We start from the raw sequence: 22097 nt of genomic DNA, 5'->3' as shown, positions 1-22097 counted from the left end.
CGTGCGGACGCGTCCACCTCATTGCTTCACTAGCGCTTGCCGCATCAGTACGACGAACTTGTCCGTGACGGCGGGCAAGGTCCTGCCTCTTTTCTTCACCATCGCGATTGGCCGCACGAACGCCGGGTCATTGATCGGCTTTGCGACGAGTCCCGGCTCCGCGTGCAGCTCACGCGCGGTTTCCGGCAGGATCGTGATGCCGAGCCCCGCGCGCACCATCGCGACGGCGGTCATCATGTAAGTCGGCTCGCAGGTGATATCGAGGGCTTCGCGCGATGCACTGAGCGCGGCATCGACGACCGCGCGCACGCTGGTGCCCGGCGCCGTCAGCACGAGCGGCAGGCCCGTGAGATCGTCGAGTTCGACGCGGCGCTGCTTCGCAAGCGGATGCGCGCGCGGACACACCGCGACGAGCCGGTCCACGCCGGCGTGCAGCACTTCCAGCATCGGGTCGAGCACTTCGCCCCCGGTCACGCCGATATCCGCTTCCTCATTGCGTACGAGCGCGTTGACGCTGCTCGCGACCACGTCGCGAATCTGGAACGCGACACGCGGCACGGCGCGCTTCATTTCGGTGACCAGCTCAGGCAACACGCTTGCCGCGAAGGTCGGCAAACACGCGATGCGGATCGTCCCGCTTTCGCCTTCACCGAGCGCGCGCGCATCGCGCAGCACCCCCTCCATGTCGCGCAGCGATTTGCGCAAGAGCGGCAGCAACTCGCGCCCGGTCTGTGTCAGCGCGACGTTCCGGCTATTGCGATCGAACAACCGCACGCCGACCGCTTCCTCCAGTCTGCGTATCTGTACCGTCAAGGCCGGTTGCGAGAGGTGCAGCCGCTCGGCCGCCCGCGTGAAGCTGCCGGCCTCGGCCACTGCAACGAGCGCGCGGATATCGCGAAGATTCAGATCCATAACAGTTCGTGATGGCTGCAATCAAATCATTTCAATTGTGTTATTGCCGCATCGACCATACGCTTTAGAGCACCAGAAAACAAGATCCGGAGACAGACTCATGCTGCCTTTATTGGGGCTTGCCACCATCGTCGTCCTGCTCGGGGCGATTCTTTCGAAGCGCATGTCGCCGCTCGTCGCCCTCATCATCGTGCCGATCGTGGCGTCGCTGGTTGGCGGTTTCGGCTTGCAGACCAGCAAGTTCGTCATCGAGGGGCTCAAGAGCCTCGCACCCGTCGTCGGCATGTTCGTATTCGCGATCCTGTACTTCGGGACCATCACCGACGCGGGCACGCTCGATCCAATCATCGACCGCATCCTGCGAACGGTCGGCACCAAGCCCACGCGCATCGTGATGGGGACCACGCTGCTTGCCCTGCTCATTCATCTCGACGGCTCGGGCGCCGTGTGCTTCCTCGTGACGATTCCGGCAATGCTGCCGCTCTACGAGCGCCTGAACATGGACAAGCGGGTATTGGCGGCGGCGGTATCGATGGCGGCGGGCATCAATTTTCTGCCCTGGACCGGCCCGATGATCCGCGCCTCGGCCTCGCTGCATCTGCCGATTTCAGCGCTCTTCAATCCGCTGATTCCCGTGCAGGCGATCGGCCTCGTGTTCGTGTTCGGCACGGCATGGTGGCTGGGCCGTCGCGAGGAGAAGCGTCTGGGCTATTCGGGCGCGAACGGCGTGATTCCGCTGCCGAGGCGCGAACTCACGCCGGAGGAACAGGCGCTGCGCCGCCCGAAAAACTTCTGGTTCAACATCGTCCTGACCCTCGTCGTGCTCGGCACGATGGTCGTGATGGGCGAAAAGATTCCGCCCGCGATCATGTTCATGGTGGGCCTGTGCATCGCGCTGATGGTGAACTACCCGAACGTCGACATGCAGCGCAAGCGCATCGACGCGCATGCGCGCGCCGCGCTGATGATGGCGGGCATCCTGCTCGCGGCGGGCGTGTTCACGGGCATCATGCAGGGCAGCGGCATGCTCAAGGCGATGGCGCAGGCGGCCGTGGGCTTCGTGCCGCCCTCGATGGCGGGACACATCCCGGTTGCGCTCGGTCTGTTGTCGATGCCGCTCTCGATGCTTTTCGATCCCGATTCGTTCTATTTCGGCGTGCTGCCCGTGATCGCCGAAGTGGCCTCGCAACTCGGCGTGCCGGCCGTGCATGTCGGCCAGGCGGCGCTGCTCGGCCAGATGACGACCGGTTTTCCCGTGAGCCCGCTCACGCCCGCGACGTTCCTCGTCGTCGGCCTGTGCGGCATCGATCTCGCGGATCACCAGAAGTTCACCTTTCCGCTGCTGTTCGGCGCCTCGATCGTGATGACGATCTCGTGCGTCGTGCTGGGCGTGTTTCCGCTCTAATCAGGCAGGGTTGACGTCATGAATCAGATCTCTACGCAAAAGCGCGTGCGCATTGGCGCCGGTGCGGGTTATTCAGGAGACCGCATCGAGCCCGCGGTCGAACTGGCGCAGCACGGCGCGCTGGACTATCTCGTGTTCGAGTGCCTTGCCGAGCGCACCATCGCGATCGCGCAGCAGGCGCGCCGCAACGATCCCGGCCAGGGCTACGATCCGCTGCTCGAGGCGCGCATGCGCGCCGTGCTGCCCGCCGCCGCGAAGCATCGCGTACGCATCATCTCGAACATGGGCGCAGCCAATCCGCGCGCAGCGGCGCAAAAGACGGCGCAGATCGCGCGTGAGCTCGGCTTGCACGGCCTGAAGATCGCGGCCGTCACGGGCGACGACGTGCTCGATGCGGTCCTGCAGTCGCGCCTGCGCTTCGAAGAATCCGGCGATGACGTGAATGGCTACGCGGAGCAGATCGTTTCGGCGAACGCGTATCTCGGCGCGGCGCCGATCGTCGATGCACTCGCGTCCGGCGCCGATATCGTGCTGACGGGGCGCGTGGCGGACCCGTCGCTGTTCACGGCCCCGCTGATCCATGAGTTCGGCTGGCGCATGGACGACTGGAACACGCTCGGGCAGGCGACCGTGGTCGGGCATTTGCTCGAATGCGCGGGGCAGGTGACGGGCGGCTACTTCGCCGACCCCGGCTACAAGGACGTATCGAATCTCGCGCGCCTCGGCTTTCCGATCGGCGAGGTGAGCGCCGACGGCACCGTTGTCGTGACGAAGGTGGCGCATGCGGGCGGCTGCGTGAGCGAGCAGACGTGCAAGGAGCAACTGCTTTACGAGCTGCACGATCCCGCGCGGTATTACCAGCCGGATGTCGTGGCGGATTTCACGCAGGTGCGCGTCGCGCAGGAGGCGAAGGACCGTGTGAGCGTGAGCGGCGGGCGCGGCCAGGCACGCACCGGTACGCTGAAGGTTTCGGTCGCCTATGTCGATGGCTATATCGGCGAAGGCCAGATCTCCTACGGCGGGCCGGGGGCGGTTGCGCGGGCGCGGCTCGCGCTCGGCATCGTGCGCGAACGCCTCGCGATCACCGGGGTCGAGACGAGCGAGTTGCGCTTCGATTTGATCGGTGTAAATGCGCTTTACGGCGATGCGCTTGCGGCAGGCCATGCCGAGCCGTACGAAGTCCGCGTGCGCGTGGCGGGCCGTGCGTCGAGCGCGAAGGAGGCGGCCCGCATCGGCAACGAGGTTGAAACGCTCTACACCAACGGGCCGGCTGGCGGTGGCGGCGTGACAAAGACGACCCGGGAAGTGCTGGCCGTACAGTCGGTCCTGCTGCCGCGCGAACTGGCAAAACCCGTCTTTGAATTCGTGGAGGCTAGCGATGAAGCTGCGTGAACTGGCGCATGGGCGTACCGGCGACAAGGGCAATACGCTCAACGTCTCGGTGATCTGCTACGACAGCAAGCATTTCCAGCATCTGCGCAACGTCCTGACGCCCGAGCGCGTCAAGGCACATCTCGCGGACGTCGTGCAAGGCGATGTCGTGCGCTACGAACTGCCGCTTTTGAGCGCGTTCAATTTCGTGCTTGGTCACGCGCTCGGTGGAGGGGTCACGCGCTCGCTGGCGCTCGATGCGCACGGCAAATCGATGAGCGCGGCGCTGCTCGATATCGAGGTCGACGATCCGCCCGGAAACTGAAGCGTGGATTCGGCAATGCGCGGCTCAGGGATCAAATCAACATCTTCAAGGTCTCGAACAGCGCGAGATCGTCTTTCTTCGCTGAGCGCGCGTGCCGCCGGATCACCTTCACCAGGCACTCGACGAAACAGACCGCGGCATTGCTCAGGGTGCTGTTGCGACGGGTGACGACACTCAGTTGTCGGGGTTCGAATTGCTCGCGCAGCGCGAGCGGAAGGAGCCTGCCGCGCAACGGCGGAACCCGGCACAGGACCGTTGGGCTCCAGGTGCACATGTCGGCGTGCTCGACCATCATCTGCAGCATCGCGACCGATTGTGCGCGTACGATCCGCCGCTCGTCGATCCGTGCGCCGTTGCGCGTGAAGAGATAGTCGATCAAGCCGGCCTGACCGTCGGGCGCGAAGTTGAGCACCCAGTCGTGATCGAGGAGCTCGTGTAGCGAGCGCGCGTGGGCGAGCGGGTGGCCGGCGCGCACCATCACCGACGACTCATAGGTCAGCACCGGCTCGCAGGCGAACTCCTGCACGCCGGCTGCCGCCTGCCACTGCCCGATCGCGAAATCCATGCTGCCGTCGCGCAGATGCGGCTGGGCCACCGACATCAGGCCCTCGAGCAGCTCGAGCCGGATCCCCGGCATCAGCTTGCGAAACAGCAGCACGGTCTCGGCAAGGAACGTGAGCGTCACCCACGGCGTCACGCCAACCATGAGTCGTCCTTCCACACGCCCGCGCAAGCGCTCGAGGTCGCTGTGCGCGTGCTCGAGCTGGTTGAGGACGAGCCGCGCATGCGTGAGCAAGACCTTGCCGTGCTCCGTGAAACCGATGCCCTCGGGGGCGCGCACGAGGAGCGGCAGCCGTTCGGCTTCTTCGAGCTCGCGCAGTGCCCGCGTGACGGCTGCCTGCGAGAGGCCGAGCGCACGCGCCGCGCCGCGGATGCTGCCTGCGTCCGCGCTCGCCACAAGCGCTTCGAGTTGATGGAGCTTCATGGCCCGACACCAGGAGGTGACAACGAATGGTTGTCATCATAACAAACGCGCGGCTGTTCCCCGGCTTTTTCGCTGCATACGATCCGCTTCATGGTGGGTTGTGGCCGTGACCCGTACAAGACGGGCACGGCGCCGATATGTCTGAACGCATGGGGGGACAGTGAAGCAAATAGGGGTACTACCGGAAATCGCGGCGATCGAGGACGAAGTGATCGAGATTCGCCGTCGGCTGCATGCGCATCCTGAGCTCGGTTTTCAAGAGCATGCGACCAGTGAGCTGGTCGCGAGCCTGCTCGCCGGGTGGGGCTACGACGTGACGCGCGGCGTTGGGGGGACGGGGGTGGTCGGGGTGCTCGAGCGCGGTCGCGGCCGACGCCTGGGCTTGCGTGCCGACATGGATGCGCTGCCCATCCAGGAACGCACTCCATTGCCTTACGCCAGCCGAACCGAAGGGGTCATGCACGCGTGCGGGCATGACGGCCACACGGCGATGCTGCTCGCGGCGGCGCGCTGCCTCGCGCAACGCACGGACTGGCAAGGGACCTTGAACCTGATTTTCCAGCCCGCCGAAGAGGGCTTGGGCGGCGCGCGCAAAATGATCGAGGACGGCCTCTTCGAGCGCTTCCCGTGCGATGCCGTGTTTGCCATGCACAACGTGCCCGGGCTTCCCGCCGGGCGCCTCGGGTTCCGGAGCGGGCCTTTCATGGCGTCGGCCGACGAGGTGACGATCCGCGTGGTCGGACGGGGCGGCCATGGGGCGTCGCCGCAGCAGACGATCGACCCGGTTGTCGTCTGTGCGTCGATCGTCATGGCGTTGCAGAGCATCGTCGCGCGCAACGTCGATCCCCGGGAGCCGGCGGTCGTCACCGTCGGCGCCATTCACGCCGGCACCGCGTCCAACGTGATTGCGCCCCACGCAGACCTGCTGTTGAGCGTGCGTGCGCTCTCACCGGAAGTCCGAGCGTTGCTGGAAAAGCGCATTGGCGAGATCGCGCGCGGGCAGGCGGCCAGCTACGGCGCGCAGGTGGAGATCGACTACCAGCACACTTACCCCGTGCTCGTGAATCACGCTGGCGAGACCGAGTTCGCGCGGCAGGTGGCGTTGGACCACGGCGGCGCGCAGGCGCTGATCGAGAACCTGCACCCGCTCATGGCCAGCGAGGATTTCGCCTGCATGCTGGAACGTTGCCCGGGTAGCTATCTGTCGATCGGCAACGGCGACACCCAGGGCGGTTGTGGGCTGCATCACCCCGAATACGATTTCAACGACGACATTCTTGCGATCGGCGCGAGCTTTTGGGTCAGGCTTGCGCAGCGCGCCCTGCAATGAATGTCATACAAGGTTTGACCACGGCATTACATCGACAACAGGAGAGACATCAATGAAGAAGTGGACAATGGCATGGTCGCTGGCTTGCGTGGCCATGGCGGCCTCCGCACACGCGGCGGACTTCAGCGGCAAGGAAATCCGGCTGGCGGTCGACCCGACCTATCCGCCGCTCGAGTACAAGACGCCGGACGGCAAGCTGACGGGATTTGGCGTCGACATCGCGAACGCGCTGTGCGCGCAGATGCATGCGAAGTGCGTATGGGTGGAGACCAGTTTCGACGGCATGATTCCGGGCCTGCTCGCACGCAAGTTCGACGTGATCTCGTCGTCCATGACGATCACGCCGAAGCGCATGGAGCAGATTGCGTTCTCGAACAAGATTTCGAATGCGCCCGCGCGCCTCGTGGTGCGCCGCGGCTCCTCGCTGCTGCCTGACCCCGCATCGCTCAAGGGCAAGCGCGTGGGCGTCGAGCAGGGCACGAGTCAGGAAGACTACGCACGCGCCAAGTGGCAGCCAAACGGCGTGGAGATCGTCGCCTACCAGAACCAGGACCAGGTCTACGCCGATCTGGTTTCCGGACGCATCGATGCCGCGTTCCAGGCCTCCATTGAAGCCAGTGACGGCTTTCTGAAGAAGCCTGAGGGTAAGGACTTCGAGTTCGCGGGGCCGGCCATGGACGACCCGAAGTATTTCGGCCAGGGCGACGGCCTCGGTCTGCGCAAGCAGGACGTGGAGCTGCGCGACGCATTCAATCAGGCGCTCGCCGAGATTCTCGCCAACGGCACTTACGCGCGCATCAACAAGAAGTATTTCGACTTCGACATTTACGGCACGAAGTAACGGAGCGAAGCGCGTACGCGCGAGAGACCGGCCCGCAGGCGGTGAGTCCAGTTCGACGAATGGCCTGCGGTGTAGTTAGTAACCCTGAATAATGGAAATCCAATGAGAAAGATTGTATCGGCGGCCTTGCTGTGCGGCGTGGCCATGCCCGTATTCGCGCAGAACTCGGTGACGCTCTATGGCGTGATCGACGAGGGGATCGATTTCACCAACAACGTGGGCGGCCACCAGGTCTATGAAATGACGAGCGGCTACGCGCAAGGGAGCCGTTGGGGCTTGAAGGGCACGGAAGACCTGGGGGGCGGCCTGAGCACCGTCTTTCAGCTCGAAAACGGCTTCAACGCCGGCAATGGCGCGCTTGCGCAGGGAGGGCGCATGTTCGGCCGCCAGGCGTTCGTGGGTATCGCCAGCGAGCGCTACGGCACGCTCACGTTGGGCCGCCAGTACGATTCCGTGGTCGACTATCTGGCACAGACCACGGCGAACGGGAACTGGGGCGGCTACCTGTTCTCGCACCCCTATGACAACGACAATACGGACAACACGTTCCGCTTGAACAACACGGTCAAATACGCGAGCCCGACGCTCGGGGGCTTCTCGTTTGGCGGCACGTATAGCTTCAGCAACGACACGGGGTTCGCGAATAACCGGGCGATCAGCGCTGGCGCGCAATACACGGCTGGCGGCTGGCTCCTTGCCGCCGCTTACCTCAGAGCCGACAATCCGGCCATGAACTCGGGCGGCGCCATCGCAGGCGCAGGCGGGTCGCTCGGCCCGGACGGCAATTTTGTTTCGTCCACGCTGCAGATCTTCGGGGCGGGCGTCAACTACACAGTCGGCTCGGCGACTATTGGCTTCGCGTACACGAACACGCAGATCGATCACCCCACGGCGAATGTCGGCTATCTGAGCGGCACGGAAACGATCCAGCCGGTCACCGGTGCGCTGGCGGGCGGCACGCTCAACGCGCTGAAGTATCAGAACTTCGAGCTCAACGGTAAGTACCAGTTCACGCCCGCCTTCTTCGTGGGCGCGGCGTACACCTATACGCTCGAACGTTATGAGGCGACAACGGGCTCGGTGAAGCCGGGCATCCACATGTTCGGTCTGATGGCCGACTACAACTTGTCGAAGCGCACGGACGTCTACTTGCAAGGGGTCTATCAGCTCGTGACCGGCGACGCAACGGGCTCGTCACTCGACCGCGCCTATGTGCCCGGCGCGCAGGACCTTTCGTCGACGTCGCGGCAACTGGTCGTGCGCGCTGCGCTTCGCCATACCTTCTGATGAGGCGCGCCTGTCTGCTGCGCGCGCCTCAATAGCTCGGCACCCTGCTGGGCTGCGGGCGCAGCAGCAGATAGAAGGCCGTAACGTGCGTAATCATCAGCAGCGGCACGTAGATGACCGGAATCGCGTACGCGGTGCCCAGCTCTCCCGCACGAGCGGGAAGGCCGACCTGGATCGCGTGGTAGTAGTCGAGCAGGAGATCGGTTGTGCCCGCAACATTGAAGGCTACGACGAACAACCAGAAAACCGCCCGTACGCGTGCCGTGAGCAGCGCCAGTATCGCCAGCACGCCCGTTGCGAAGTCGCCCCAGGCGGCGAACGCGGCGAAGCTGGCGGGCAGCTCGGGACTGACGACGCCGGGCAGGATGAAGACCAGCCCGAAGAACCGGAAGCTGTGCAGGGTGGCGATCGCGCGTTGCGCGTCGAACGGGTCCATCGACTTGAGCTTTGGCCAGATGTAAGCCCCAAAGCACAGCAGCCAGGCAACGTAGCCCAGAACGAGATGCAACTGGAAGAGAAGCTGCGTAGTCATGTCACCTCCTGTCTGGCGTCGCCAGGCGTATGAACGAAAAAGGAAAGGGATCAGTGCGCGCGACGGCGGATCAACTGGCGCAGCGAAAGCGCGTGCAGCAGGATCGAGCCTGGCACCACAAAGGCCGGGGTCAGCACATACGGATAAACGCCGGCGTTAATGCCCGGCACCGCCGGAACGATCAGCTGGAACCGGCCCGGCGCGGTAACCAGCCCCAAAGTGATTGCGACAGCAAAATCGGCGAGGCCCAAGAGGTTCCAGGCGAGCGCCGCCCTGCGGCCTTGCGCCGTGCCGCTCGCGAGCGCGATGGCCACGGGCGCGGCGAACAGGCCGGTCAGCAGGTCGCCCGTTCCAGCCGGCAACGCGAACACGCCGGGCAACTCGCCATGCAGCCAGGCCGCGAGCGCCCAGCTGCCGAACACCCGGTAAAACTGCAGCCCGACGAGCCAAGCCGCGGGCATCGCGTCGAGCACCTTGCCCACCCGCTTCGAGAACAGCAACAGCGGCACGCCGATGATGACCGGCAGGAAGATCGCCATCGGCAATAACGGCAGCAGAGGTGGGACGGCGTTCAGGCGAAACGCGCCATGGATCGCCGCGCTCCAGACGATTGCGAACCAAAGCGTGTGCGGGATCAGGATCGCAAGCCAGGTCGTGAGGCGTTGGCGCGGCGTGAGGTCGGTGCGTTCGAGGCCGAGCCACAAGCCGAGTGCGATGAATACCTGGGCGATCAGCTGGTGCGCCGTGGTTTGAAAGCCGCTGGCCGGAATGATGGGCTGCCAGTAGATCAATGCAATCCACAGCAGCGTCAACGGCGCGAGCCACAGCAGGATGCGCCAGGCGGGGCGCGGCGCGACCGTGCCAGCGAAAATGGGGGAGGCGTTCATCAGTGGTGCTCCTCATGAATGCTGGTGCCAGGTGTACCATCGATCTGCGTGAGCGACTATTCATCACAATGTTGACGGGCTATGAAGCAGAACTTCACAGTCAGGCAGGGCGCACTCGATGGCGTGGAGGCATTCCTGAGCGTTGCGAGGCATCGCAGCTTTCGCAAGGCCGCGGCGGAGCTCGGGGTGACGCCGTCGGCCATCAGCCAGGCCGTGCGCGTGCTCGAAGAGCGCATTGGCGCTGCGCTCTTCACACGCACCACGCGCAGCGTCGGCCTGACCGAAGCCGGCGAGCGGTTTCTTTCGCGCGCGAAGCCCGCTTTCGAGGAGCTCGTTGCAGCCAGCGAGGTGGCGCGCGGACTCGGTCAGCGGCCCGCCGGGTTGCTGCGTCTTTCGGTGCCGCGCGCGATCGTGCCGATCCTGCTGGAGCCGCTGATCGCGTCGTTTTGCAAGGCTTATCCCGAGGTCGAGGTGGAGATTGCCGCTAGCAAGGAGCTGGTCGATCTTGCGGCGGAAGGATTCGATGCCGGCATCCGGCTGGGCCAGTTCGTGGAAGCCGACATGATTGCCGTGCCGATGACACCGCCGTTTCATCTCGTCGTGGTTGGGAGTCCTGCCTATATGGCGGAGCGCGGAAGGCCCACGCATCCGGACGATCTGCGCGAGCATGCCTGCCTGCGCTGGCGGCGCTCCAGCGGCGCGCTCGCGCTATGGTCGTTCAACGATAAGGACCACGACGGCGGCAACGCGATCGAGATCGCCGTATCCGGCCCGCTCATCGCCAGCGACTTTCCCACCATGCTTGGCGCGGCGATAGAAGGCCTGGGCCTTGCGCAGGTCCCTGAGCCGCTGGCCGCGGGCGCGCTGAAAGCGGGCAAGCTGGTGCCCGTGCTTCAGGCGTACGCGCCGACGATGCCGGGCGTGTTTCTCTGCTATCCGGGGCGCCGGCAGATCATGCCGAAGCTGCGCGCGTTCATCGATCACGTGAAGAGCCGCACCGCAGGCGATGGCAAGGTTCAGGCGGGCGTTGCCGCGAAGCGCGCCGGATCGCGCAAAGGCGGCTGAACGCTCACAGCCCGGTCTTGCGATGCGCCATGTACGCCAGATAATCGATGATCAACGTGATCTCGCGGTCGCTGAGCTGGTCGGGCGGGAAGGCGGGCATGGTCCGGCCGGGCCAGTCTCGCACCGACGCCGGATTGCGGATGTAGCGGCGCAATGCGGCGGGCTGGAAGTACTCGACTGGATTCATCGGCACGTTGAGGTCGGGGCCGGTATTCGCGCTGCCCGCGTGGTTGAGCCGGTGGCAGGCGAGACACTGGGTGATGAACAGGCTTTGGCCCGCGCGGATGGGATCGGTTGCGGGCAGCGACGCATCGACGGCGAGCGCCGGCCAGCGCGCGGAAGGCGACGGCTGCGTGGCAAGCCGAGCGATCTGGTAAGGCCACTGCTCGCTGCGCACCGATGCCGCTTGCTTGCCGATCCAGACCAGGTAGAACGGTCCCGCGCTGACCTTCTTGCCCGGCAGCGCCGGCCATGGCCGCGCCGGATCTTCCACGGCGAGCCATGCGACGGCCGTTGCGGGATCGCGGTTGCGGACGAGGTCCATTGGCAGTTGCGCGGCGAAGCCGTCGGTCGCGCGCGCCTCGAGCACGCTGTCCGCGGGTATCGCCGCGCCGTCGAGCAGGTCGGCCAGCGGCACGGCGCGGTAGGTCGTCGCCGTACCGTAGGCGACATCGCGCGGGACGTGAATCTCGGTGGCATCGGCGCGCCCCAGCAATGCACTTTGGCTAAACGACTGGGTCTTGCCGGCTATCGTGAGTTCCATCGTGGGCTGCGCGGCCGCACAACGTCCGGCAAGGCCTATCGTCAGCAGCAGAACCACCAGCAAGATGCGTTTCGACATGTGTTCTCCATGGAAAGCGGCTTGGCGTCGTCCGGCAATAGCGTGGCCAGACCGGCCGATAAAGCGGGACATTTGCTAATATTCTCGCGAAGCTAACGGAATACGTGTGGCCCAAGGCAGCATCATAATAGCCATGTCACGCGTTTTCGTTGCGATTGTGCTACTCAACGCGCGACATCCCCCGAAGGCCAAACATGGAACGTTCCGAGTACGCTCTTGAGGACACGGGCAACCTCGTGCTGCTCGAGCACGTCAACCTCACGATACCGGATCAGCGTCTTGCGACTGCGTTCTACGTCAGTGGGCTGGGACTCACGCGCGATCCCTATCTGATGACCGGCGTGACCAATATGTGGATCAATGTGGGCCGCTCACAGATTCACCTCCCGCAAGGCACAGCGCAGCGCCTGCGTGGACACGTCGGGCTGGTCGTGGGAGCGCGCCAGTCGCTGCTTGCACGACTGTGCTCAGTCGAGCCGCTGCTCGATGGGACCGCATTCGGATGGAAGGAGCGCGCCGACCGGGTAGAGCTGACGTGTCCATGGGGGAACCGCTACGACTGTCTCGAACCCGATGTTTCGCGGGGGAAAGCGCCGTGGTCGGGCATCGATCTCGGCATCGCTTATGTGCATCTCGATGTCCCGGCCGGCTGCGCGGGATCGATTGCCGCCTTTTACCGCGAGGTGTTCGATGTGCCCGCCGAAGTCCGCGAGGGCGATGGCTTGCAGCAGGCGGTTATCGCCATCGGAACGCATCAGCAACTGGTCTTCGCGGAAACGCGCGCGGCGATTCCCGAGTACGACGGCCACCATATCCAGATTTACGTCGCCAATTTTTCCGAACCCCATGCGCGGCTGGCTCAGCGCGGGCTGACGTATGGCGAGGAAGCCCATCAATATCGCTTTGCAAACATCGTCGATCCCGTGAGCGGAGCGCACTGCTTCACGCTCGAACACGAGGTGCGCAGCCTGCGCCATCCGCTCTATGCGCGGCCGTTGGTGAACCGGAATCCCGACCAGAGCAACCGCGACTACCGCAGCGGCGGCGACACGCGCAGCGGCGTGTTCTAGCCTGGGCGTCAGGGCGCGGCGTTCGCGTTGCGCAGTGCGGCGCCGAAGATGCGGATGGCTTCCTGCGTGGCCGGGTCCCGCACGCGCGTATACACGGCGATCTCGATCGGCGCGAGCGGCGGCAGTCCGAAGCGGTTGCCCACGTCCACGGCGCGCGGCGGACGCCCGCGCCGCGTCATCGGCGCGACCGCGAGTCCCGCCATGACCGCCGCGCCAACGGTGCCGATGCCGCCGCCCACGAAGACCTCGGTCCATTTGATGCCGGCTTCGTCGAGCGCTTTCAACGCATTGGTTCGGACTCCACACGGTGCAGAAAGCGAAGCGATGCGCAGCGGTTCATTGGGATTGTGCTGCCATTGAGGCGCGGCAAACCAGCCGCAATGCTCGACGAAGAGGCGCTGGGCGTCGCGCCGCGCCGGGTCGCGCCGGGCGAACGCGGCGTCGAGTTCGCCCGCGTCGTAGGCCTCGAGCATCTGGTTCGACGCGCCAATCTTGACCTCGACGCGCAACGTGGGGTCGTGACTCGAGACGCGCGCGAGCAGCGGGATCAGCTCGTCGACGGCGGTGTGATCGATGATGCCAAGACGCAGGCTGCGCTGCTCGCGCACGTCGATGGCCAGCGCGCGGTCGTGGGCGCTCAGCAGCTCGCGCGCGGCCGAGAGAAAGGCCACGCCTTCGGGCAGCAACTGAATGTGCCGGGGCGTGCGCTCCAGCAGGCGCTTGCCGAGCCGCTCCTCGAGCCGCTTGATTTTCAGGCTGATGGCCGATTGCGTCGTGTCCTGCACCTCGGCGGCGCGCGTGAAGCTGCTGAGATCGGCGACGAGCACGAAGGCCTGCACGGCATCGAGGTCGAGCAGGCGAGCGGAAGGTTGATAGCCCGTGCTCATGACGATCTCCTCAACCCGGTATTCGGGTGGCCGCTTCAAGGCTGAAAACGAACGACTCGTACGGCCGGCCGATGGCGTGCCGCAAACCCATCTCGCAGGTCCGGTTCGCGCAGACGTAGGCGTCGGCCTGAACCCCCTCAAGATACGCCTTCTGGTCGCGCGTGGCCGAGACGACCAGTTCCGGATGCAGCAGCCCGCGGTCGCCGGCCGTGCCGCAACAGGTTGCGCCAACGGGAATGTCGACTTCGCGCGCCATGTGGCCCGCCACGCGCTTGAGCGTCTTGGTGAGCTTCAGATGCGACATCGCGCAGGTCGGGTGGATGACGATCTTCCCGAGCGGCGCGTGGACTTCCAGTTCAGACAAAAGACCCGCGCACCATTCGATGGAATCGATGATCGTAAGCTGTTCGTATTGCGCCCGCATGTCGGGCGACAGCACTTCGTGCAGGCCGCTGAGCAGGCCGTGCGTGCATGACGCGGCGTCGACCACGATCGGCAGGCGCCCGGCGTCGCTCCACTTCCAGAGACGCTCGAACACCGTTTCAACCATGAGCTGCCGAGCCGATGCGAACCCCTTCGAGCCGAACGGCGAGGCACAGCAGGTGCCGGCAATGTCTTCGGGGATCCACAGCTGCTTGCCCGCGCGCTTCGATACGGCGATGAGCGCCTCCTGAATCGACGGCGCGTCGTCGGATGCGTCGGGGTCGCGGCCGAACATGCGGTTCACGCACGCCGTGAAGTAGACGGCATCGGCCTGTTCGCGGCGGGTGAGCGGCAGCGCACGCGCGGGCTTGGGCATGGGTCCGGGCACGGTCGGGACCACGTCGTTGCTGGCGATCAGGCGGGCTGTGCCGGCCACGCCGCGCACCGCGTTCCAGCCCAGCGCCTTGCCCATGTAGCGCGCGCCGCGCAGCGCGAGCTTGCTCGCGCGCTCGACACCCTCCCAGCGCTGCGCGACGAAAAGCGCCGCGCTTTCCGATGCCGCTGTTTGCGTGGCGTGACGGAACTCGCGCATCAGCTCGCCGGTATTGATCTCGATGGGGCAGGGCAGCGCGCAGGTGCCGTCGCCCGCACAGGTCTGAATGGCGTCGTACTGGTATTGCTCCTGAAGCTGCCGGAGCAGGGCCGAGCCTTCCGGCTGGCGGGCCATCTCGCGCCTCACGACGATGCGCTGGCGCGGCGTCATCGTGACATTGCGGCTCGGGCACACCGACTCGCAGAAGCCGCACTCGATGCACAGGCTCGCATTGGCCGTGCTCTCGATGCCGGGCTGCGTCTTGAGTCCCTTGAGATGAATCTGCTTGTCGCGGGTGAGGATCACGTTCGGCGCGAGCACGCCGCGCGGGTCGGCCAGTTGCTTGACTCGCCACATCAGCCGGGTCGCGCGCTCGCCCCATTCCTGCTCGAGGAAGGGCGCCATGTTCAGGCCGGTGCCGTGCTCGGCCTTGAGCGACCCGTCGTACCGGTTGACGACGAGATCGACGAGTTCGTCCATGAACTGGGCGTATTGCGCGCGTCCGGCTTCTTCGTCGAGCCGCGCGGTCAAGGTGAAATGCAGATTGCCGTGCGCGGCGTGACCCGCCACGCCCGGGATGAAGCCATGCTTGCGCAGCAGCGCCTGCAAATCGCGCGCGGCGCTCGCGAGCTGGCTGGGCGGAAAGCAGACGTCCTCGACGATCAGCATCGAGCCTGGGGGCCGCTGCTTGCCCACGAGTCCCAGGAGCCCCTCGCGCACGAACCACGCGAGTTCGATCGCTTCCTCGCGGCTCGTGAATGACGGCGGCGTGATGACGCCGGCCGTCGCGCACAGCTCGACGACTTGCGCCTCCATGCGCTCGAGCGTGGCGGCCTCCTGCGTGCCCAGCTCCACCAGCAGGGCGGCCGCTTCGGGGGCGAGCGTGCGCCAGTACTCGGGCGTGCCGGGAAACGCCTCGGCGGCCGCGCGCAAGGCGGGCGCGACCATCAATTCCACGGCCTGCGCGCCCAGCGCCACGAGTGCCGGGACCTGCTCGATGGCGGCGTCGATCGAAGGAAACGCGAGCCACGCGACGCTCGTTATGGGCGTGCTGGGAACCGTTTCGAACGTGACGTCGGCGATGAATCCCAGCGTGCCTTCCGATCCGATCAGCAGGCGCCTGAAGATTTCGAGCGGCGTGTCGCCGTCGAGAAAGGCATCGAGCCTGAGTCCATGAGTATTCCGAATTGAATATTTCTTGCGGATGCGTTCGACGAACGCCCGATCGGCCATGATTTCCGCTTTCAACTGCATCAGGCCGGCGGCAAGCTCGGGCTCGTGCTGCGCGAACTGGTCTTCCGCGTCGGCGCTCGCCGTGTCGATTTGCGTGCCGGAGGGCAGCACGAAGCGCATCGCGCTCACTGTGTGATAGGCGTCCTGGCTCACGCGGCAGCGCATGCCGCCCGAATTGTTGCTCACGACGCCACCCAGCGTGCAGACGTTGGCGCTGGCGGGATCGGGGCCCAGCTTGCGCCCGAAGCACGAGAGATGCACGTTCGCATGCGCGAGCAGGGTGCCCGTGCGCGCCTTGAGCCTCACGCCGCCCTTGTCGATCGAGACGATGCCGGCGAAATGCTTGCGCACGTCGATCAGGATCTCGTCGGACTGCGCCTGCCCATTCAAGCTCGTGCCGCCCGCACGGAAGGTGGCGTGGCGTCCCGTCTCGCCGCAGAATTTCAGCAGCTTCGCGATGTCTCCGGCGTCGTGCGCTTCGACGACCACTTGAGGGATGAGCCGGTACGGGCTCGCGTCCGACGCATAGCGCACGAGATCGACTACCCGGTGAAGCACGCGCCCGGGCCCCAGCAGGCTTTCCAGCGCGGTTTTCAACGCGGCGGGCGTCCCGTTGAGCAGCGCTTCGGGTACGGCGTCGCTGGCGGCCGCGCCCTCGGGGCGGCCAATTCGGGTGGGGTCCACGGAGAACAGCTTTTTCATGTCGAGCCTGGGGTCTGATCGATTTGCCGATGCCGTCACACCCATGCATTGGGCGTGCAAGTCGAGAAAGTTACCGCCGGGCGGACTTGAGGACTGCAAGAAATCGAACAATTGCGGATAGGCTGGACGATGCGCGCGAGGGAAGGGCGGTCGGCGTCAGTGAATCGACAGAAAGGGCGGGTTCATCACCAGGGACGTTCCCTCGAATACGCTTGCCGCCGGAAATCCCGCGAGGGTCATTCGTTCGATAGCAGATTGAGAGGATGCCTGAATGTGGGGGAGTGGCGTCGCGAGCTGTTCGCTGGGCTCCCCTCTGTTCCATTGCGCGCGATGATTCGCTGTCGCTACGCGCCGCTTGTTACCTTATGTCGTTGCGAGCCGAGCCCTGTCGCTGACATTTCCACAATATCGCCCGCGCGGAGGAACCGAGGAGGCCTGGCGCCACCGCCTACGCCCGCCGGCGTACCCGTGGCGATCAGGTCGCCGGGCTTGAGTGTCATGAATTGGCTAATATGACTCACGACTTCGTCAACGCCAAAAATCAGGTTCGACGTATTGCCGTGCTGCTTTGATGTGCCGTTTACGCTCAGCAAGAGTTCAATGTTTTGCGGTACCAACTCATCACAGGTCACCAGCCACGGGCCTATTGGCGTGAATGTGTCGAAACTCTTGCCTTTTCCGAACTGTCCGCCGCGCTCCAATTGCCACTCACGTTCAGAAACGTCATTGAGGAGGACATACCCCGCGATGAAGGCGTGCGCCTCTTCTTTGCTGATCTTGCGTGCGGTGGTCCCGATCACAATGCCGAATTCGATCTCCCAATCCGTTTTTTGCGAGCCGGACGGCAGCACAATGTCGTCGTCAGGCCCGCTGATCGACGATGCCGATTTGTGGAAGATCAAAGGCTCGGCTGGAATCGGTAGCTCGGCCTCCTGCGCATGATCGCGATAGTTCAGACCTACCGCGATGATCTCCCGCACGGTCGCAACAGGACAGCCGAGCCGGGTCACCTGACGCACCAGCGGCAGTTTTTCCAGGTCAAGTGCCTGAAGAAAACGAATCCCATCGGAAGACAGAACGTCGGCGTCGATGTCGCGAACGATGGGACGCAGGGCCCGCACATGACCCTGTGAATCGAGCACGCCCGGAAGTTCAGCACCGACCGGGCCATAGCGAAGCAGCTTCATGGGAACACCTTTCATGAGAAAGTGAATCGCCAGACCGTGGCCTGGGAACTAGGCACCTTCGACGTCAGGCATCGTCCGACCCATTTCCATCGCCTGACTCGGCGGTACCTCGTGGATGCCGATGACAAGCTGATCGTCGGGCGCCCCGGTAGCGGCTTGCATCATGTCCCACAGGCGCTGCACCATCTCGCGCTTGTATTCTTCCGAGCGCCCCGTGCGGATCAGCAATATCAATGAGGCAAGCGCCGAGGGCTTTCCGGCCGAGAAACCACTGCCGCGCGCGTACTCATGAAATACCACCTGCACCCACTCCTTCGGCACGCCCGCGTAGTTCGCATGAAAAGTCGCCAGCTCCCCGGCCAGCCTTGCCTTGGCTTCATCATCGAGAACACCGGTCTGGGTTGTCAGTGTATAGAGCGGCATCGCTTGCTCCCTGGCGCAACGGTCGTCGCCATTTCAGATGTCCGCATAGTTCTGCAGGATCTGCAGATCCGTGACGGAGTACGCCATCCCGAGCCTATAACCACGGCCGACGCGGACCGGCGCAAGCTGGTGCAAGTCTTCGCCCCGCACCTCGGGAATCGACAACTCCGCCGTCCCACCCCAGACATCGACGATCGCGAGGTTATCGGTCAACGACATCGTCAACTCGTCGACCGGCGGCCGGTCCTGGCGATCGGCAGCAAGCTGGGGAAAATATCGGCGCATCGTCGTCGGGCGATTGAAGACCCTGGACGGGTCCGCGATCTGTTCCTCGAGCTGGATGCGTGCAGTTGCCAGGCGTTCGTCGTGTGCCGCCACGCTTGCCCCGAACCGGCTGCCTTTGGCCAGCGGCGCCGCAGCCGGGCTCGGCGCGGAAAAGCTCCGAGTCTGGTAGACCCTGCCCAGTTTCTTCGGAAAGCCCTGCGCCCAACCGCGCGCGATCGCGGCATCGTTGTCGACAAAGATGAAGGGACAGTAATTGACCGGCCTCCCGTCATACGTCGCTTCGACCAGCACGAATGCCTCGCGGTACTGATAGCGGGCCGGGTCGGTCAATTCATCGTTGGAGCCAGTGAACTGCCAATCGAGAAACCAGAAAAACGCGCGGCCAGCCGATGTTTCATCTGGCTTCAGCCCGGGTGGCAACAGCGCCGCGATCGCTCGCGGATCGGTCCAGTATTCGATGGCCAGACAATCACTGGAGTAGTGCCATGGCGGCAAGGTCGCCAATGTGGATTGACCTTGCGGTGTGAGCGGAACCGAAAATCCTTTGAGGGTCATCGCGGGTGCTCCTTCGTTGGCTGACGGTTTGCACAAACGAGACCTGACTGGCGACCATCGTGCTGCTGCCGTGCTGCCTTCACTGACGTTGCCTATCCGCTGTCGCCCTGATCAGCGTCCCTGCTGATAACCTCAGCAATTTCCGGGCCAGACATAAGTGACTGAATTTTATGAATAACCCATCCACGGATGTGGCGAAATTTCGCCAATGGCGAATTTCTGGACAAAACGGTGGAGTCTGGAATAGCTGATGGGCAAGCTCAACCCGAGTCGCCCGGCGGCTTTTGCCGGAAGCGGCGCTTGTCGATTTTCAGCGCCCGGATTTTTGACTCGAGCGTCGAGCGCGGCAAGCCAAGCCGCGCCGCTGCGCCGAAAGGGCCATAGACGCGTCCATTGCAGATGCGCAATGCGTCCTCGATGATGGTTTTTTCGTGCGCGAGCAAGGCATTCGATAAAACGTGTGCATCGCCAGCTGACGGGGCCCCGGCCAACCAGCTTTTGTCGATCGAAAAATCCTCTGAATCGCAAACAATCACCGAACGCTCAATCACGTTCTGCAGTTCGCGTACGTTGCCCGGCCATCGATAGGACTCGAGATAATTCAGCGTATTGCGATTGATGGACTTGAACTTTTTGCCTTCATTGCGAGCGAGGCGGTTGATGAAGTACTCCACCAGCAGCGGAATGTCTTCCCTGCGTTCCCGCAACGGAGGTAAATCGAGCGGGAAAACATGGAGGCGATAAAACAGATCCTCGCGAAACGTTCCTGCGGCAATCGCCTGGTTCAGGTCACGATTGGTCGCCGCAATCACCCGGACATTGGCCTGAATTGTCGTCCGGCCGCCAACTCGCTCGAACTCCCGCTCCTGTAACACGCGCAGCAAAGCGATCTGCGTGTCCAGGGACAGTTCGCCAATCTCATCAAGGAAGATCGTGCCCCCTTCAGCAATTTCGAAGCGGCCAGTCCGGCGTTGCGTCGCGCCAGTGAACCCACCTTTCTCGTGCCCGAAAAGTTCCGAGGCAATCAGCTCTTTCGGAATCGCTGCGCAGTTGACCGCAACAAAGGCCCCACAGGCGCGACGCGAGCGCCGGTGGATGGCCCTTGCAATCAATTCCTTGCCGGTGCCGGTTTCGCCCATTACCAATACCGTGGCATCAGTAGCGGCGACTTTGGTGACCCGTGACAGGACTTCCTTGAGTGCCGCCGAGGTGCCGACAATTTCTTCGAACATGGAGGTCTGGTCGATCTCCTCGCGCAGAGCGATATTTTCCCGTCGCAGCCGCTCCTCTAAACGCTTTTGGTCTTCGATATCGGTACATGTGATGTACCAGCGCGCCAACTGGCCGGCCTCATCACTCAAAGGGTTGTAGCGACACAAAAACCACCGTGAATCTCCGTTCTTCTTCAGCAGACGCAGCTCGATGTCGTGAACCTGGGGGGTCGATAGCCGCTTCTGGAACGCCAGAAACCGCGCTTTATCGTCGCCATGTATGGAGTTGCCAAGGGGTTCAATTAACCACTCTTCAAAACTGATCCCGAGATAGTCAAGCGCCGAACGGTTTGCATAGAAACGCTGGCCGTCTGCCCCGACCAGCGCCGCGGGCTGCGGCACCAAGTCGACAATCTGTCTGTATTCGCTCTCGCGATTGCGCAAATCTGCAGCCAGTTGCTCATGCTCCGTCACATCGAGGCAGATGCCGATAAATCTTGGCTCGGGTCCGCCATCGGCCGTAGGTGTGCCGACCCAACGTATCAGACGAACCGATCCGTCGCGCCGCGCAATGCGTTTCGTGAAATCGAAGCCACGGCGCTCGTCCACAATCCTGCGAATCAGACTGTTCATGGATACCCGATCATCGGGGTGCAGAAATCCCAGACACTCAGAGAGCGTTGGCGCCCGGCCGGACGGATCAATGCCATAGAGATGGAACATGCTGGGTGACCAATATTCAAACTCTTCCCCGCTGAAGACCCAGCTTCCGGCCTTCATCAGGCGTTGGCCTTCCTGCAGATAAAACTCCGACTGTCTTTGCTCATCGATATCGAGATTGATACCAATCCAACCCTGCAACTCCCCGTCGCTCGTCCAGCGAGGTTCGGCACGGCTCAGAAACCAGCGGTATCCCCCCTCTGCATTGCGCACCCGAAAAGCGACATCGCCCGCCGATCTGGATTTGATGCACTCTGCCCAAATTCTGCGTGTCTCTTCGTGATCATCCGGATGGAGGAGGGTAACGTGGGAATCCCACGCCATATGCGACTCCGCGCCGAAGCGCAGTGGATCATCCGATGCGAGGCCCAGGTAATCCGCGCAGCGCTCGTTGACGAAAGTGAGTGCTCCCGATGCATCGGCATACCACACGTGCGCCGGAATCAAATTCAGCGTCAGTTGCAGAGAATCCTTGCCGTAATCCATCATCAGCTGCTCCTGTACGCGAATTGAACTAGCCAGCGGGCCGGGTCGCCGCAGCAGATTACAGAATTCTGGAACGACGACCTCTGAACGGTGGTAGGCGTCGTTTGCAATCATGCTCCATTCCTGGATGACATGGCAATTGACGAGAACATGTGCTGTGTGGCGTGGCTGCTGGCGGACTGATGTCCTGCCTGACGAAAGACAGTCATATTGATAGCGACATACGGTGCCGGGGGTATGCCGACCGGGCGCTTTGAGTCTCCAAGGCGTCAATTGGCCAGTTGCGAAATTGTTCGCATGCCTTATTGATTACGGAGAGCGGCCGTTCGCGAGGCGGTTGCAACCTGCTTCCGGTGGGGGTATTCCGTATTTAGCGGTCGTCTGATTCAGGAGATTTTCCCTTGTGGGCTTGTTATTCTGTTAGACGATCGTCCGGTTGATAAACATGGCGTTCTCTGGCACGGTCGGCGTGAACTTTACGCCGATCTCTTCGATGTTGATCCACCGCGTGGCAGGCGAGGTCTGCTGATGTTGTCTGAGTG

General features: G+C 63.7%; 19 protein-coding genes. 8 read left to right on the top strand and 11 right to left on the bottom strand.

Features of this window, described 5'->3' with window-relative positions; genetic code table 11:
• Positions 1-18 precede the first annotated feature (18 nt).
• Positions 19-912 (bottom strand): LysR family transcriptional regulator, encoded by an 894-nt coding sequence (locus BO1_RS09495; RefSeq protein ID WP_028217355.1) that lies wholly within the window; start codon positions 910-912, stop codon positions 19-21.
• Between the two features lie 100 nt (positions 913-1012).
• On the opposite strand from BO1_RS09495, the gene BO1_RS09490 reads away from it, so the two are divergent.
• From BO1_RS09490 to BO1_RS09480, 3 genes are read left to right on the top strand one after another with little or no spacing between them, the layout of a single operon-like run.
• Positions 1013-2317 carry a CitMHS family transporter gene (locus tag BO1_RS09490; protein WP_028217354.1) on the top strand — a complete coding sequence of 435 codons (1305 nt, stop codon included), beginning with the start codon at positions 1013-1015 and terminating at the stop codon, positions 2315-2317.
• An 18-nt stretch (positions 2318-2335) separates the two neighbouring features.
• On the top strand, positions 2336-3709 hold the full coding sequence (locus BO1_RS09485; RefSeq protein ID WP_028217353.1) for an acyclic terpene utilization AtuA family protein: 1374 nt from the start codon (positions 2336-2338) through the stop codon (positions 3707-3709).
• Entirely contained in the window at positions 3696-4013 is a 318-nt protein-coding gene (locus BO1_RS09480) for an AtuA-related protein (protein ID WP_028217352.1), read from the top strand. Before BO1_RS09485 ends, BO1_RS09480 begins: the two co-directional genes overlap by 14 nt.
• Before the next feature lie 31 nt (positions 4014-4044).
• Here the strand turns inward: BO1_RS09480 and BO1_RS09475 are convergent, their stop codons facing one another.
• Positions 4045-4998, bottom strand: a complete 954-nt coding sequence (locus BO1_RS09475; protein ID WP_028217351.1) for a LysR substrate-binding domain-containing protein — start codon at positions 4996-4998, stop codon at positions 4045-4047.
• A gap of 160 nt (positions 4999-5158) precedes the next feature.
• On the opposite strand from BO1_RS09475, the gene BO1_RS09470 reads away from it, so the two are divergent.
• The 3 genes from BO1_RS09470 to BO1_RS09460 all read left to right on the top strand — a co-directional run bounded on the left by BO1_RS09470 (position 5159) and on the right by BO1_RS09460 (position 8456).
• The gene (locus BO1_RS09470; protein WP_028217350.1) at positions 5159-6328 is read left to right on the top strand and encodes a M20 aminoacylase family protein; all 1170 of its coding nucleotides are present in this window, start codon (positions 5159-5161) and stop codon (positions 6326-6328) included.
• A 52-nt stretch (positions 6329-6380) separates the two neighbouring features.
• Positions 6381-7169: an ABC transporter substrate-binding protein gene (locus tag BO1_RS09465; RefSeq protein ID WP_028217349.1), complete on the top strand. Its 789-nt coding sequence runs from the start codon at positions 6381-6383 to the stop codon at positions 7167-7169.
• Between the two features lie 102 nt (positions 7170-7271).
• On the top strand, positions 7272-8456 hold the full coding sequence (locus BO1_RS09460) for a porin (RefSeq protein WP_043284281.1): 1185 nt from the start codon (positions 7272-7274) through the stop codon (positions 8454-8456).
• A 28-nt stretch (positions 8457-8484) separates the two neighbouring features.
• On the opposite strand, the gene BO1_RS09455 is transcribed toward BO1_RS09460, so the two are convergent.
• Together BO1_RS09455 and BO1_RS09450 are read right to left on the bottom strand one after the other, a co-directional pair.
• Positions 8485-8988, bottom strand: a complete 504-nt coding sequence (locus BO1_RS09455; protein ID WP_028217347.1) for a hypothetical protein — start codon at positions 8986-8988, stop codon at positions 8485-8487.
• A gap of 50 nt (positions 8989-9038) precedes the next feature.
• Positions 9039-9875, bottom strand: a complete 837-nt coding sequence (locus tag BO1_RS09450; RefSeq protein WP_028217346.1) for a hypothetical protein — start codon at positions 9873-9875, stop codon at positions 9039-9041.
• A gap of 81 nt (positions 9876-9956) precedes the next feature.
• Between BO1_RS09450 and BO1_RS50340 the strand changes: the two genes are divergently transcribed.
• Positions 9957-10940, top strand: coding sequence for a LysR family transcriptional regulator (locus BO1_RS50340; protein ID WP_043284280.1), 984 nt, complete (start codon positions 9957-9959; stop codon positions 10938-10940).
• A gap of 4 nt (positions 10941-10944) precedes the next feature.
• On the opposite strand, the gene BO1_RS09440 is transcribed toward BO1_RS50340, so the two are convergent.
• Complete coding sequence (locus tag BO1_RS09440) at positions 10945-11781, bottom strand: c-type cytochrome (protein ID WP_028217345.1); 837 nt, start codon at positions 11779-11781, stop codon at positions 10945-10947.
• A 194-nt stretch (positions 11782-11975) separates the two neighbouring features.
• Between BO1_RS09440 and BO1_RS09435 the strand changes: the two genes are divergently transcribed.
• Positions 11976-12851, top strand: a complete 876-nt coding sequence (locus BO1_RS09435) for a hypothetical protein (RefSeq protein ID WP_028217344.1) — start codon at positions 11976-11978, stop codon at positions 12849-12851.
• Between the two features lie 8 nt (positions 12852-12859).
• Here the strand turns inward: BO1_RS09435 and BO1_RS09430 are convergent, their stop codons facing one another.
• The 6 genes from BO1_RS09430 to BO1_RS56270 form a co-directional block, all read right to left on the bottom strand.
• Entirely contained in the window at positions 12860-13738 is an 879-nt protein-coding gene (locus BO1_RS09430) for a LysR substrate-binding domain-containing protein (protein ID WP_028217343.1), read from the bottom strand.
• A 10-nt stretch (positions 13739-13748) separates the two neighbouring features.
• Positions 13749-16688: an FAD-binding and (Fe-S)-binding domain-containing protein gene (locus tag BO1_RS09425; protein WP_028217342.1), complete on the bottom strand. Its 2940-nt coding sequence runs from the start codon at positions 16686-16688 to the stop codon at positions 13749-13751.
• Between the two features lie 344 nt (positions 16689-17032).
• Entirely contained in the window at positions 17033-17875 is an 843-nt protein-coding gene (locus BO1_RS09420) for a fumarylacetoacetate hydrolase family protein (protein WP_028217341.1), read from the bottom strand.
• Positions 17876-17923: 48 nt separating this feature from the next.
• A complete protein-coding gene (locus tag BO1_RS09415; protein WP_028217340.1) occupies positions 17924-18298 on the bottom strand; it encodes a tautomerase family protein in 375 nt (124 codons plus the stop codon).
• 33 nt (positions 18299-18331) lie between these two features.
• Positions 18332-19138, bottom strand: coding sequence for an acetoacetate decarboxylase family protein (locus BO1_RS09410; protein ID WP_028217339.1), 807 nt, complete (start codon positions 19136-19138; stop codon positions 18332-18334).
• A 260-nt stretch (positions 19139-19398) separates the two neighbouring features.
• Positions 19399-21669, bottom strand: coding sequence for a sigma 54-interacting transcriptional regulator (locus tag BO1_RS56270; RefSeq protein WP_084687850.1), 2271 nt, complete (start codon positions 21667-21669; stop codon positions 19399-19401).
• Positions 21670-22097: the final 428 nt, after the last annotated feature.

Source organism: Paraburkholderia oxyphila NBRC 105797 (assembly GCF_000685075.1).
In the GTDB taxonomy this organism is placed as follows: Bacteria; Pseudomonadota; Gammaproteobacteria; order Burkholderiales; family Burkholderiaceae; genus Paraburkholderia; species Paraburkholderia oxyphila.
This window is presented reverse-complemented; position numbering and strand designations above follow the sequence as displayed.

Bases quoted from the DNA above. Each gene is read 5' to 3' on its own strand.
- BO1_RS09430 (WP_028217343.1), bottom strand. From the start codon at position 13,738: ATGAGCACGGGCTATCAACCTTCCGCTCGCCTGCTCGACCTCGATGCC.
- BO1_RS56270 (WP_084687850.1), bottom strand. From the start codon at position 21,669: ATGATTGCAAACGACGCCTACCACCGTTCAGAGGTCGTCGTTCCAGAA.
- BO1_RS09425 (WP_028217342.1), bottom strand. From the start codon at position 16,688: ATGAAAAAGCTGTTCTCCGTGGACCCCACCCGAATTGGCCGCCCCGAG.
- BO1_RS09440 (WP_028217345.1), bottom strand. From the start codon at position 11,781: ATGTCGAAACGCATCTTGCTGGTGGTTCTGCTGCTGACGATAGGCCTT.
- BO1_RS09490 (WP_028217354.1), top strand. From the start codon at position 1,013: ATGCTGCCTTTATTGGGGCTTGCCACCATCGTCGTCCTGCTCGGGGCG.
- BO1_RS09485 (WP_028217353.1), top strand. From the start codon at position 2,336: ATGAATCAGATCTCTACGCAAAAGCGCGTGCGCATTGGCGCCGGTGCG.
- BO1_RS09480 (WP_028217352.1), top strand. From the start codon at position 3,696: ATGAAGCTGCGTGAACTGGCGCATGGGCGTACCGGCGACAAGGGCAAT.
- BO1_RS09420 (WP_028217341.1), bottom strand. From the start codon at position 17,875: ATGAAGCTGCTTCGCTATGGCCCGGTCGGTGCTGAACTTCCGGGCGTG.
- BO1_RS09495 (WP_028217355.1), bottom strand. From the start codon at position 912: ATGGATCTGAATCTTCGCGATATCCGCGCGCTCGTTGCAGTGGCCGAG.
- BO1_RS09410 (WP_028217339.1), bottom strand. From the start codon at position 19,138: ATGACCCTCAAAGGATTTTCGGTTCCGCTCACACCGCAAGGTCAATCC.
- BO1_RS09450 (WP_028217346.1), bottom strand. From the start codon at position 9,875: ATGAACGCCTCCCCCATTTTCGCTGGCACGGTCGCGCCGCGCCCCGCC.
- BO1_RS09435 (WP_028217344.1), top strand. From the start codon at position 11,976: ATGGAACGTTCCGAGTACGCTCTTGAGGACACGGGCAACCTCGTGCTG.
- BO1_RS09465 (WP_028217349.1), top strand. From the start codon at position 6,381: ATGAAGAAGTGGACAATGGCATGGTCGCTGGCTTGCGTGGCCATGGCG.
- BO1_RS09475 (WP_028217351.1), bottom strand. From the start codon at position 4,998: ATGAAGCTCCATCAACTCGAAGCGCTTGTGGCGAGCGCGGACGCAGGC.
- BO1_RS50340 (WP_043284280.1), top strand. From the start codon at position 9,957: ATGAAGCAGAACTTCACAGTCAGGCAGGGCGCACTCGATGGCGTGGAG.
- BO1_RS09460 (WP_043284281.1), top strand. From the start codon at position 7,272: ATGAGAAAGATTGTATCGGCGGCCTTGCTGTGCGGCGTGGCCATGCCC.
- BO1_RS09415 (WP_028217340.1), bottom strand. From the start codon at position 18,298: ATGCCGCTCTATACACTGACAACCCAGACCGGTGTTCTCGATGATGAA.
- BO1_RS09455 (WP_028217347.1), bottom strand. From the start codon at position 8,988: ATGACTACGCAGCTTCTCTTCCAGTTGCATCTCGTTCTGGGCTACGTT.